The following is a 12,019-nucleotide window of genomic DNA, read 5'->3' on the forward strand; positions in this document are numbered from 1 at the left end:
CCGCGTCGCGGCATCGGGCCGCGGCGCGGGCTTCGCGACCGCCCAATCGCCAGCATCGGCAATGATAGACTGCGCCGCTCGACCCGAAGGAGCAGTTCAGTCATGGCAGGTGGTGGCGATTCGACCCGCGCGATTCTGTTCGCACTTGGCGCCAATTTCGCGATCGCGGTGGCCAAGGGCGTGGCCGCGTTCTTCACCGGTTCCAGCGCGATGCTGGCCGAAACCGTGCACTCGCTGGCCGACTGCGGTAACCAGGGCCTGCTGATCCTCGGCCTGAAACAGTCCAAGCGTCCGCCTTCGCCGGATTATCCGCTGGGCTACGGCAAGGCCATCTACTTCTGGTCGTTCCTGGTCGCGGTGATGCTGTTCACCGTCGGCGGCATGTTCTCGCTGTACGAGGGCATCCACAAACTGCAGCATCCCGAGCCGCTCAAGCAGTGGTGGTGGGCGGCCGGCGTGCTGGTGTTCGGCATCGTCGCCGAGGCCATCTCGATGCGCGCCTGCCTGCAGGAAGTGGCCAAGGCGCGCGGCAATCGCTCGCTGTGGCAGTGGTTCCGCGAGAGCCGCCAGGCCGAACTGGTGGTGATCTTCGGCGAAGACCTGGCCGCGCTGCTGGGCCTGGTGCTGGCGCTGGCCGCGGTGATGATGACGGTGGTCACCGGCAACCCGATCTGGGACGCCATCGGCACGGTCAGCATCGGCGCGTTGCTGATCATCGTCGCGGTGTTCGTCGCCATCGAAGTCAAGGCCATGCTGATCGGCCAGAGCGTGGACCCGCTGCGCCAGCAGCAGATCCGCGAATTCCTCGATGGCCGCCCGGAAATCGCCAGGATCATCAGCGTGATCACGCTGCAGCTGGGCAACGAGGTCATGGTCTCGGTGCAGGCGCAGATGCGCGAAGAGGCCAGCGTGAGTTCGCTGGTCGAGCAGATCAACACGGTCGAGCGGGCGATGAAGCAGGCCTTCCCGGAAGTGCGCTGGAGCTTCTTCGAGCCCGACAATAAGCTCGGCGACTGAGCCGCGCCAGACCGCCATCGCGAATACACGAAGCCGGGGCGGCGTTGGCCGTCCCGGCTTTTTCTTGTCCATAATCCGCCAGGACACGATCGACGCGATCGGTGGGGACGACGGACGATGAAGACGGGCAAGGCGGTGATGGTGTCGGTGGCGCTGGTGGCGGCGGTCGCGGCCGTGCTCGGCGGCGCGGGCTATGCGCTGGTGCGCAAACTCGAAGAGCCGCACAAGGTCGAGGTCAGGGTGCCCGAGCCCAAGGGCCAGCGCACGCCGGCCGCGAACTGTTCCGCGCACGACGAAAACGCCAAGGCCAAGGCGATCCTGGCGCCGGTCGCCGATGCTCTGCAACGCAGCGAGCGTCCCGTCGCGCATATTGCCCTGGCAGAACTCAAGAACGACGACGTCCACCTCAGCAAGGTCGGCGGCCGCGCGTACTGGGCCGCCGGCCGCGATTATCCGCGCGATGGCAAGGGCCAGCCGATGTTCCTGCTGGCGCAGATCGACCTGAGCCAGCCGCCGAAGCGGGCCGATTATCCGCAGCGCGGTCTGCTGCAGTTCTTTATCTCCGGCGACGACTTCTACGGCGCCAATCTCGACGACGCCCACGGCAGCGACCGTATGCAGGCGCTGGCGCAGCAGAAGGGTTTTCGCGTGGTGTATTGGCCCGACGCCTCCGCGCCGGCGATCGCGCCGCCGCCGGCGCTGGCCGGCAAGGACTCGCTGCCGTTCGATCCGGCCAAGCCGCGGCGCATGGTTTTTCGCGCCGATCACGAAGCCATCGGCCTCAACGACGCCGGCTTGAAGAAAACGCTCGGCAGCGACGTGGACAGCGTGATCGAACTGTATGCCGCGCAACACCCGGACGATCGCACTTCCGATGAGGATCTGCACGATGCCGTCGCCAACTATCTGGAACGCACCGGCAGCAAGCTCGGCGGTTATCCCGACTTCACCCAGCAAGACCCGCGCGAGGCCTCGGACCGGCGCGTGTTGCTGCTGCAGCTCGACAGCGACGACGAGATGATGTGGGGCGATTCGGGCATCGCGAATTTCTTCATCGACCCCGACGATCTGGCCCGCGCCGATTTCAGCCGGGTGTCGTATCACTGGGACTGCTATTGATGCATTTGCGCGCTTACACCCCGGCCGACCGCGAGGCCTGCCTGAACTTGTTCGCCAGCAACGTGCCGGACTATTTCGCCCAGATCGAGCGCGCGGATTTCGAACACACGCTCGATGCGATTGCCGACTATCTGGTGCTGGAGCTGGAGGGCGAGGGCATCGTCGCCTGCGGCGGTTACGCGGCCGCGCGTGCCGATCCGGCCCGCGATCCCGATCCGAACACCGGCGTGGCCGTGCTGTGCTGGGGCATGGTGCGTCGCGATCTGCATCGTCGCGGCCTGGGCGAGCGCTTGTTGAGCGAGCGCCTGCGCCGGATCGACGCCGATCCCGCGTTCGCCTCGGTGCGGATCGAAACCTCGACCTTCAGCCGCGATTTCTTCGCCCGCCACGGATTCGTAGTCATCCGCGAAGAGGCCGACGGTTTCGCGCCGGGTTACGACTTGGTGGAAATGCGCCGGCCGGTGCCCTGGCCGCGCTGAGCGGCGGCGAAGATGGCCGCGTCGGGTTCGGCGCAGACCAGCGCCCGGAGAGCCGTGGCCCTCCGGGCGCGGCCGATCGCAGGGATCAGGGCAACACGCAACCGCAGCGGCGATAACACTGGAGATAGGCCAGTTCGCAACCGGCACCGGTGCAGGTGTCGTGAGCGCGTTCGCAACCCAGCCGGCAGGTGTTGTTGCAGGCGGCGACCGCGCTGGTGGCCAGGCCGATACCGAAGGCGAAGGCGCATACCGCGAGAATGGCGACTTTCTTCCTTAACATGGCGAATTCCCTCTCCACGCCCGTCATTGGGCGCAGCCGTGATACGCCCGCGCCGGCGCGGCTCGCAAGCCGGCGCGCGCGGAACTGTGACTTCGGGGTGAGGGTTTCGCCACCGCAATGAGCGCGGCGCAGGCCCCGGTGCGCGACGGCGCGCGCGCCAGAATCGAAATCGCCGGCGGCGCGGTTGATGCGGGCAAACGCAATCGGCGATGGCGTTCGCCGCGCGCGCTGCGGCTTTATCGCTGCGGTGCAGCGCGAAATCGCGGTGCCGCGCGCGGGCCCGGCGCCCGGCCTCAATCGGCCTGCTTGAGCCAGGTGACGGCGGAGCCGGCGTCGGCGGTTTCGCCCAGCGTGCGCGCCAGTACCGGCAGCGCTTCGGTGAGGACGCGGTCGAACTGCCACGGCGGGTTGAGCACCAGCAGGCCGCTGCCGTTCATGCGCAGCGGCGAATCGTCGGCGCGCACCAGCAGTTCGGCGGTGAGGATGGATTTGGCCGGCAAGGTCGCGGCGCGGCGGTAGAACGGCTGCAGCGCGCGCCGGCGCTTGATCGGATACCACAGCACGTAACTGCCTTGCGGCCAGCGCGCCTGCGCCTCGCGCAGCGCGCCCAGGGCGGTGTCGAATTCTTCCAGTTGCGCTTCGAACGGCGGGTCGATCAGGACCAGGCCGCGGTTGTAGCGGGTGGCGCCGAACTTGGGCGGCAGCAGCGCCTTCATCGCCGCGTAGCCGTCGCGCTGGTGCACGGCGATGCGCGCATCGCGCTCGAAATTGTGCTTGAGCTGCTCGGCTTCCTCCGGCTGCAGCTCGCAGGCGGCGATGCGGTCGTCGGCGCGCAGGGCATGGCTCAGCAGCCAGGGCGAGCCCGGATAGGCCGAGGGGCCGTGTTCGCTGCGGCAGGCGCGCACCGCGGCCAGATAGCGGCCGATCGCCGGCTGCTTGGGCGCTTCGGCCAGCAAGCGGCCGATGCCGCCCTCGGCCTCGCCGGTGCGCAGCGCCGAGTTGCCGTCCAGCGGATACAGGCCGCGGCCGGCATGGGTATCGAGCGCGAACAGCGGCGCCGGCTTGGCGGTCAGCGCGTCGCACAGGGCCAGCAAGGCGACGTGCTTGAGCACATCGGCGTGGTTGCCGGCGTGGAAGGCGTGGCGGTAGTTCATTCGGCTGCCGGTTGTGGGGAATGGGGAATGGGGAATGGGGAATCGGGAATCGGGAATCGGAAAAGCGGCGGCGCGTAGGCCGCTGTATACGTCATTATGACGGTAGATCGATCCGTGAACGGCGTTTGCGGAAGCGACAGCTCGAAGCCGGGCAGGGCATCATTAGCCCACGCAGGCGCCTTGCCGATTCCCCATTCCCGATTCCCCATTCCCGCCCCAATGCGCATCCTCCTGGTAGAAGACGAATCCGCCATCGCCGACACCGTGCTCTACGCGCTGCGCGCGGAGGGGTTCGAGGCCGTGCACTGCCTGACCGGCGGCGAGGCGCTGCGCGAGGCCCAGCGCACCGCCTTCGATCTGGCCGTGCTCGACATCGGCCTGCCCGACATCGGCGGCTTCGCCTTGTGCCGCGAATTGCGCCGCGGGCGCGATCTGCCGGTGATCTTCCTGACCGCGCAGAACGCCGAGGCCGACCGCATCCTGGGCCTGGAGATCGGCGCCGACGACTACGTCACCAAGCCGTTCTCGCCGCGCGAACTGGCCACGCGCGTGCGCGTGGTGCTGCGCCGGGCCGGCGCCGGCAGCGCCCCGGCCGAGCCGGAAGCCGGCTTCGTCCACGACACCGAAGGCAAGCGCATCCGCTTCCGCGGCCAGGCGCTGGACCTGACCCGCTACGAATACGGCCTGCTCGCCGCGCTGCTGCAGCGCCCCGGCGCGGTGCTGTCGCGCGCGCAGCTGATGGACCGGGTATGGGGCGACGCGCTCGACAGCGGCGACCGCACCGTCGATACCCACATCAAGACCTTGCGCGCCAAGCTGCGCGAAGTCGCCGCCGACAGCGACCCGATCCGCACCCATCGCGGCCTGGGCTACTCGCTGGAACACGACTGAGCCGCGCATGCGCATCGGCCTGCGGATCTTCCTCGGCTATTTCCTGATCGTCGCGCTCGCCGCGACCTTGCTGGCGCGGGTGTTCGTGGCCGAGGTCAAGCCCGGCGTGCGCCAGGCGATGGAAGACACGCTGGTCGATACCGCCAACATCCTGGCCGAACTGGCTTCGGACGATTTCCTCGCCGGCCGCATCAACGACGGCGACTTCGCCAAGCGCGCGCGCGCCCTGGCCTCGCGCGAGGTCAGCGCGGCGATCTGGGGGTTCCGCAAGCCGGCGTCGAGCTATCGCGTCTATGTCACCGACGCGCGCGGCATCGTCGTGTTCGACAGCACCGGCCAGGACGTGGGCAGCGATTACTCGCGCTGGAACGATGTCTACCTGACCTTGCGCGGCCGCTACGGCGCGCGCTCCAGCCCGGGCGAGGGCGGCGATCCGGACGACACGGTGATGCACGTGGCCGCGCCGATCCGCGACGACAGCGGGCGCATCGTCGGCGTGTTGAGCGTGGCCAAGCCCAATCGCGCGATCGCGCCGTTCATCGCCCGCAGCCAGTCGGTGGTGACGCGCTGGGGCTTCGTGCTGATGGGCGCGGCCTTGCTGATCGGCGTGGGCGTGTCGTGGTGGTTGTCGCGCCAGATCGGCCTGTTGCGGCGTTACGCCCACGCGGTCACCGCCGGTGGCCGCGCCGCGCCGCCGCGCGCGGCCGGCGAATTCGGCGAGCTCGGGCGCGCGCTGGAAACCATGCGTTCGCGCCTGGAAGGCAAGCAGTACGTCGAGCAGTACGTGCACACGCTGACCCACGAAATGAAGAGTCCGCTCGCGGCCATCCGCGGCAGCGCCGAGCTGCTGGAATCGCCGCCCGGCGAAGGCGGCATGTCCGATGCCGATCGCGCGCGCTTCGCCGGCAGCATCCGCGGCCAGGCCGAGCGGCTGGCGCAGATGATCGACAAACTGCTGGCGCTGGCGGCGGTGGAGCATCGGCAGAGCCTGGACAAGCCCGAACCGGTGGCGCTGGCGGCGATCGCGCAGGAAGCGGCCGAGCAATGCGCGCAGCGCCTGGATCGGTCTGGGGCCAGACTGTTGCTGGATATGGAGCCGAATCTGGCGCCGGTCAGCGGCGATGCGTTCCTGCTGCGGCAGGCCTTGATCAACCTGATCGACAACGCCGCGGATTTCTCCCCGGCCGGCGGCGAGATCGTGCTGCGCCTGCGCCGCGACGGCGACACGCAACGCATCGAAGTCAGCGACCGCGGCCCGGGCGTGCCGGACTACGCGGTCGGCCGCGTGTTCGAGCGGTTCTATTCGCTGCCGCGTCCGGCCGGCGGCAGCCGCAGCAGCGGCCTGGGATTGTGCTTCGTCGCCGAAGTCGCGTCCTTGCACGGCGGCGGCGCCGAGCTGGTCAATCGCGATGAAGGCGGCGTGCGCGCGAGTCTGTCCGTGCCGGGCTGAGCGGCAACGGCCGGCCGCTACAGCACCGTATCGTCCTGTCCGGGCAAGCCCTGGCGCTTGGCCTTGCGCTGCGCCATGCCGAATTTCAGCCGGCTCCAGAACGAATCGCCTTCGACGAACTCGCGCACGCGGGCCACGTATTCGTTGTCCGGATCGATATGCCGCGCCGCCTCGACCCAGCGCACCGCCTCATCGAAGCGATATCCGTCCAGCGTCTTGTCGCCGTACCACCACGCCAGCGAGATCATCGAATTGATCCGGCCGGCCTCGGCGAACTTCAGCACCTGCGGCAGGGCGCGCCGGCGCGCGGACAGCGGCGGCCAGTCGCTGTGCAGCAGCGTGCCGTACAAGTCCTTGACGGTTTCCAACTGCCCTTCGGTGAACTCGGTGTAGTCGTGCTGCACGACTTCTTCCGTCCGGGCCAAGGCCCGGTCCAGATAGTCCTGCGCCAGCGCCGCCGCGGCGTTCGCCTGCGTCCCGACGATGTCGCCGTCGCGGATCGGAATCAGCGACAGCGAAGCGACGTTGAACATCGCCACTTCGTGATTGTTGTCGGCGGCGAGACGGAAATACTCGATCGCCCGCGAGCGATCTTCGGCGAAATGATTGCCGCAACAGAACTGCGAGGATGCATCGCCCAGTTCGGCGGCCTTGAGCCACATCGGCAGCAGCGCGTCGGGCCCGAAGACTTCCGCCAGCTCGGCCATGGCATTGAACGGCGAGTCGCGGACGTTGCCGAGGTCGGGCGTCATCTTCACCGCGCGTTCGAACCAGCCGTCGGCGACGTCCGGCCGCCGCGCGACGCCGGCCCATCCGTTGAGGCACAGCAGGCCGTAGAGCGCGGCGCCGTGCGGCGTGACCAGACGGTTCAGCTCGGCGATCTGCCCCAGCCACGGGCCTTTGTCATCGCTGCCGCACCACGTCGTGGTCGCGCGCATGATTTCCCATTCCTGGTACTCGTTGTGCGGCGCGCTGAGGGCGTAGTGCGCGCAGGCCGCATCGATGCGGCCGCCTTTCGCCTCCATATAGGCCAGATACTTGTGCACTCTTCCGCGCAGGTTTTCGCGCAGCGGACGTTCCAGCAGGCGCTGGCCCAGGCGCTGGTGATGCTTGAGCACGCGCGGATCGTCGAGCATCGCGCTGTCCTCGACTTCCAACTCGTCGAACCAGGCGAAGAAACGCAAGGTGTTGCGATCGTGCTCATCGAACTGCGCGCACAGCGGCGAGTCGGCGAAGGCGAGCATTTCCTCCCAACTGCCGCCCCAGCGCGGCATGCGCAGGGAGATGTACGCGACCGCCGCGTCCAGCGCTTGCGGGTCCATCGCCAGGGCCACGCGCAGCCAGTACTGCAGCGCGGCCGAGTCGTCGTTGGACTGCGCGCGCCGCCACGCCAGCGCCGGGCCGGTCAAGACGTCGGCAAGGCGGTCGGGCAGGGATTGAAGGTATTGCGCGCCGGCTTCGGCCGCGCCGGATTGCGCCAGCCGCTCGCCGATCTCGTCGCCCGGCTTTGCGTGCGACGGCAGCGATCGCGGCGCTTCGCCTTTCAACAGCCAGCGTTTCCACCACTTCGGTTCGCCGATGGCGGCCACGGTGTAGAGGACGCTGGTGATGGCCGGCCACGCCGTTTGCTCCCGCGCCAGCATCCTGACCAGCGCGCACAGCAGCGTGTCCTGCGCGGTGCGGGCGCAGGCCCACATCGCCGGGGTCACCTGATCGGCGGTCGAGGTGCTGCGGTATTGCTCGAACCACGCGGCCCAATAGGCGACTTCCAGCAGGGCGGTGAAGCGGCTGTCGGGCCGCTGCGCCTGCCACTGGCGCAGTTGATCGAGCGCGGCGCGACCGCTGCGCTGGGTGTAGGCGATGAATTCCCGGTAGCCGGTGGCGTAGTCGCGCTCGCCCGTTTCGTCGGGCTGATCGCGCAGCGTGGTCAGCGCGCGCTCCAGATCGTCCCAGCGCTGATCGCGCATCCAGGTGTCGTAATCGATGGAATCGCGTTTCGCGACGGCTTCGTTGACGGTCAGAGCGGCGATTTCGGCCATGGACGATTCCTGAGCAGATGAGTTGGCCGCCGTCATGCGGTGGCGTAAATGGGTTGCGCGGCGATGGCCTGGACGAGGTCGAATGCCGGCCACGGCAGGCGCTTCCACGCACAGTCGTATTCGTCCTGGAAATCCTGCAAGGCGACCTGGGTGGCCTTGGCGCGATGGGCTTCGCGGCCGTTCCAGTGCAGCCAGGTGGCGTGACCGCGGGCGGCGGCGGAACCGAAGTCGGGCCAATCGTGGAAGCAGTCGCGCACGCGCTGCGCGTTGAGCAGCAACAACGCCCAGCCGCGGGTTTCGTCCAGCAGGTTCCAGGCCACCAGCAGGCGCAGGACATGGCTTTGCCGCATGGCATGCCAGGCGAGCAGGTCGCGCGCGGCATCGCGCCGCGGGTCTTCCTGTGGTTGAGCTTCCTGCGCTTCCTGCTGCGCCGCCACCAGCAGCGGATGCGCGAGGTAGGGCACGCGAAAGAAGGTTTCGCAGAAGGTCCGGATGGCGGCGTCGGCCTCGCCATCGCGGATGCCGAGTTCGGATTCGATCTGCGCGCGCAAACGGTCGCCGGTTCCCGGTGGCGCGGCCAGACGTCCGCGGCGGCTGTCGCCGTCCACGCCGAGGCGATAGAACAGCAGTTCGGGAACGGCCAGCGCCCACTGGCGATGCGGTGTCGCTTGGTTTGCCGCCGAAGCGTCGCTTCGCGTCAGAAGCCATCGCAACCATCCGCCTTGCGGCGCGCTGGTTTCAGCCGCGACCGGCGGCGCGAGCCATTGCGGAAAGACCTCCATCAACGTCGCCGACAACCGCGCGCGATCCGGCATCGAAGCCTCGTTCGCGTGCATGGCATGCAGCGCCGCCACGACCGGCCCGTGCGGCGCGGCGACCTCGCCGACAACCGCGCCGCCGCCGGCCAGCGCCAGCCATTGCGCGAACGGCTCCGGCTGCGGGTGCTGGGCCAACAGATGCGGGAACGCGCCGAGCAAGGCGTGCCGCCGCGGCGCATCGCGCAGATCGGCGAACGCGACGTAGGCGACTTCAAAGCCGTCGTTCTGCGCGACGATGCCCAGGCGCGACAGATCGAGGCTGCCGATGTCGCGCGGACGCACGGCATTGAGCAGGCACAGCACGTCGCGCGCATACTTGGCGTCGGGAATCGCGTTCTGCTTGCCCTTGACCTGATCCAGACTCCATTCGCCCAGGTCCTCGATCAAACTGACCGTCACATGCGGGCCATTGTTGTGATCGCGCAGACTGAACAAGCGAATCCGGCCCTGCTCGCAGCTGTGCGCATAGTGCTCGCCGTAACCGCCTTCGAGCCGGTCGCGTTGGGCGAACTGGCCCAGGCAGTGCTGCATGTGGAACGACTCATAGGCCAATTCCCCGCGCAGCGTGCGCCCGCTGGCGCGCAGTTCGACGAAGCGGCCGTGCGGCGTGGCGACCACGTCGGCCAGGGCGTGCGGTTGACTGGGCCACCATCCGCGCCGGCTGCGGCGCTGCATGCGTTCGTGGTCTTTGCTCCAGGCGGCCTGCGCGTCGGCGAAGGTGATGCGGTGGAATTTTCCCGCCAGGCGCGAGCCCAGGCGCGCGTGAAAGAACTCGACCATGCGCGCTTCGCGATCGCGCAGCAGATGGTGTTCGGGATCGATGTAGATCATCGGCGCGGCCGCGGCGGCCAGTTTGCTCAGGAACCACGCCGGCGGCGACGGCTCGCCGACGCAGGTGCGCCAGCCCTCGACGCTGCGCACCGGCAGGACGTGCTCGAAGCTGTTGATCGTCCAGCGGAAGAAATGCGTCTGCAGCCAGCGCGCGATGTCGGCGTGGTCCTGGCGATTGCGGCTGCGCCGGGCGATGGCGGCGCGGATCCTGTCGGCGTTGATGACGTCGCGCGCGGCCGCGGGCGTGGCGTTCATGGGCAGTCCGTTCTAAAGCGACAAGCGGGGCGAGTGGGGGATTTTCTGCGTTGGTTCGTCGCCGATCGCGATGCCGCGAGCGACCTTCGACGACGTGCCGAGAATACCGTTCAACGCGCCGCGCGTCAGTCCTCGCGCGCCGCTTCACCCTTGCTTCACCGATGCCGCACGCATGAGCCATCCTCGCTCCGCACAGCGCCTTCAACCTGCCGTCCACATCGCGGACTGGAGCAAGGACATGCGTGTTTGGCTGAAAATGTTGATGGTGCTGGGGATGACCCTGGCGATATTGATTCCGTTGTTGATGATCGGCGGGATCATCAGCGACCGGCAGACGTACCGCGCGCAGGCGGTCGCCACCGTCGCGCGCAGTTACGCCGGCGCCCAGGCCTTTTCCGGCCCGGCGCTGGTGGTGCCCTACGAGGACACCTGGATCTCGGAAGAAAAGGACGACAAGGGCGACATCAAGCGCGTCGCCCATCGCGAACAGGGGCGCTGGACTTACTTCCCGAACAAGCTCGCGGTCGAGGGCGATATCGCGCCCAAGGTGCGGCCGCTGGGGCTGTACAAGGTGCTGGTGTACGAATGGACCGGCAAGGCCAAGGCGGATTTCGTCGCCAACATCCCGGCTAATCCGGTCGCCGAACCCGGCATGACCGTATCGGGCATCACCCGCAGCATCGGCAAGCCGTGGCTGAGCTACGCCTTCGCCGACGTGCGCGGCCTGCGCGATCCCAAGCTGCGCCTGGACGGCATGGAGGTGGCGATCGAAGACGGCCTGGGCGCGCGCGACGGCGGCGGCATCCACGCGCGGCTGGCCGCGCCGGCCGCGGGCACCAGCCTGCGTCTGCAGACCGATCTGGACTTCGTCCTGGGCGGCACCGAGTCGCTGGCGCTGGTGCCGCTGGGCAAGGACAGCCGCTTCTCGCTGCGTTCGAGCTGGCCGCACCCGAACTACGGCGGCAGCTTTCCGCCCAGTTCCGACAGCATCGGCGACACGGGCTTTCGCGCCGACTGGCGCGTGTCTTCGGTCGCGACCAACGCCCAGCGCCAGTACCTGACCGGCGCGATCCTGCCGTCGGTGGAGGTGGTCGGCAACGACGCGGCCGACAGCACGGTGGGCGGCGAAATCAACGCGGTGCAGATCACCTTGAAGGACCCGGTCAACGTCTACTCGCAGGCCGATCGCGCGACCAAGTACGGCTTGCTGTTCGTGCTGCTGACCTTCGTCGGCTTCTTCATGTTCGAGCTGATCAAGCAACTGCGCATCCACCCGATCCAGTACGGCCTGGTCGGCCTGGCGCTGGCGATCTTCTTCCTGCTGCTGGTGAGCCTGAGCGAGCACATGGACTTCGGCCTGTCGTACCTGATCGCGAGCGTGGCCTGCATCGGCCTGCTGGTGTTCTATCTGAGCGCGGTGCTCGGCGGCGTGGTGCGCGCGCTGGGCTTCGGCGCGATGCTGGTGACCTTGTACGGATCGCTGTACGGCCTGCTGATCTCGGAAGACAACGCGCTGGTGCTCGGCGCCGGCCTGTTGTTCCTGATCCTGGCGACGATCATGGTGGTGACCCGCAAGGTCGATTGGTACCAACTCGGCGGCGCCGCGCCCAAGCGCGAGCCGGCGAACCCGCGCGCGATGCCGGCGCGCCCGCTCGACCCGAGCGACGAAGCGGCGGTCTGAACCGG

General features: G+C 68.4%; 10 protein-coding genes. 6 read left to right on the plus strand and 4 right to left on the minus strand.

What is annotated here, in order from left to right; genetic code table 11:
• The first annotated feature begins 102 nt into the window (after positions 1-102).
• The 3 genes from J7J50_RS09260 (at position 103) to J7J50_RS09270 (ending at position 2,615) form a co-directional block, all read left to right on the plus strand.
• A complete protein-coding gene (locus J7J50_RS09260) occupies positions 103-1,017 on the plus strand; it encodes a cation diffusion facilitator family transporter (RefSeq protein ID WP_215056554.1) in 915 nt (304 codons plus the stop codon).
• Positions 1,018-1,134: 117 nt separating this feature from the next.
• Entirely contained in the window at positions 1,135-2,136 is a 1,002-nt protein-coding gene (locus tag J7J50_RS09265) for a DUF1963 domain-containing protein (RefSeq protein WP_215056555.1), read from the plus strand.
• Positions 2,136-2,615, plus strand: coding sequence for a GNAT family N-acetyltransferase (locus J7J50_RS09270; RefSeq protein WP_215056556.1), 480 nt, complete (start codon positions 2,136-2,138; stop codon positions 2,613-2,615). Before J7J50_RS09265 ends, J7J50_RS09270 begins: the two co-directional genes overlap by 1 nt.
• Positions 2,616-2,700: 85 nt before the next feature.
• Here J7J50_RS09270 and J7J50_RS09275 read toward each other — a convergent pair whose 3' ends face one another.
• Positions 2,701-3,192: a hypothetical protein gene (locus J7J50_RS09275; protein WP_215056557.1), complete on the minus strand. Its 492-nt coding sequence runs from the start codon at positions 3,190-3,192 to the stop codon at positions 2,701-2,703.
• Positions 3,189-4,049, minus strand: coding sequence for a 23S rRNA (adenine(2030)-N(6))-methyltransferase RlmJ (rlmJ, locus tag J7J50_RS09280; protein ID WP_215056558.1), 861 nt, complete (start codon positions 4,047-4,049; stop codon positions 3,189-3,191). The genes J7J50_RS09275 and rlmJ overlap by 4 nt, the downstream gene beginning before the upstream one ends.
• Before the next feature lie 219 nt (positions 4,050-4,268).
• Between rlmJ and creB the strand changes: the two genes are divergently transcribed.
• Both creB and creC read left to right on the plus strand, forming a co-directional pair.
• Positions 4,269-4,940, plus strand: a complete 672-nt coding sequence (gene creB / locus J7J50_RS09285; protein ID WP_215056559.1) for a two-component system response regulator CreB — start codon at positions 4,269-4,271, stop codon at positions 4,938-4,940.
• A 7-nt stretch (positions 4,941-4,947) separates the two neighbouring features.
• Positions 4,948-6,390, plus strand: a complete 1,443-nt coding sequence (creC, locus tag J7J50_RS09290) for a two-component system sensor histidine kinase CreC (RefSeq protein ID WP_215056560.1) — start codon at positions 4,948-4,950, stop codon at positions 6,388-6,390.
• Positions 6,391-6,407: 17 nt separating this feature from the next.
• Here the strand turns inward: creC and J7J50_RS09295 are convergent, their stop codons facing one another.
• Complete coding sequence (locus tag J7J50_RS09295) at positions 6,408-8,429, minus strand: DUF4034 domain-containing protein (RefSeq protein ID WP_215056561.1); 2,022 nt, start codon at positions 8,427-8,429, stop codon at positions 6,408-6,410.
• Between the two features lie 32 nt (positions 8,430-8,461).
• Complete coding sequence (locus J7J50_RS09300) at positions 8,462-10,333, minus strand: DUF1266 domain-containing protein (RefSeq protein WP_215056562.1); 1,872 nt, start codon at positions 10,331-10,333, stop codon at positions 8,462-8,464.
• 238 nt (positions 10,334-10,571) lie between these two features.
• Between J7J50_RS09300 and creD the strand changes: the two genes are divergently transcribed.
• Positions 10,572-12,014, plus strand: a complete 1,443-nt coding sequence (gene creD / locus J7J50_RS09305) for a cell envelope integrity protein CreD (protein WP_251044217.1) — start codon at positions 10,572-10,574, stop codon at positions 12,012-12,014.
• The last annotated feature ends 5 nt before the right edge of the window (positions 12,015-12,019 follow it).

It is taken from the genome of Lysobacter sp. ISL-50, from assembly GCF_018612875.1.
GTDB lineage: Bacteria > Pseudomonadota > Gammaproteobacteria > Xanthomonadales > Xanthomonadaceae > Lysobacter.

Excerpts from the sequence above, each read along its gene's own strand:
- J7J50_RS09260 (WP_215056554.1), top strand. The coding sequence starts at position 103 with ATGGCAGGTGGTGGCGATTCGACCCGCGCGATTCTGTTCGCACTTGGC.
- J7J50_RS09265 (WP_215056555.1), top strand. The coding sequence starts at position 1,135 with ATGAAGACGGGCAAGGCGGTGATGGTGTCGGTGGCGCTGGTGGCGGCG.
- J7J50_RS09270 (WP_215056556.1), top strand. The coding sequence starts at position 2,136 with ATGCATTTGCGCGCTTACACCCCGGCCGACCGCGAGGCCTGCCTGAAC.
- rlmJ (WP_215056558.1), bottom strand. The coding sequence starts at position 4,049 with ATGAACTACCGCCACGCCTTCCACGCCGGCAACCACGCCGATGTGCTC.
- creB (WP_215056559.1), top strand. The coding sequence starts at position 4,269 with ATGCGCATCCTCCTGGTAGAAGACGAATCCGCCATCGCCGACACCGTG.
- creC (WP_215056560.1), top strand. The coding sequence starts at position 4,948 with ATGCGCATCGGCCTGCGGATCTTCCTCGGCTATTTCCTGATCGTCGCG.
- J7J50_RS09295 (WP_215056561.1), bottom strand. The coding sequence starts at position 8,429 with ATGGCCGAAATCGCCGCTCTGACCGTCAACGAAGCCGTCGCGAAACGC.
- J7J50_RS09300 (WP_215056562.1), bottom strand. The coding sequence starts at position 10,333 with ATGAACGCCACGCCCGCGGCCGCGCGCGACGTCATCAACGCCGACAGG.
- creD (WP_251044217.1), top strand. The coding sequence starts at position 10,572 with ATGCGTGTTTGGCTGAAAATGTTGATGGTGCTGGGGATGACCCTGGCG.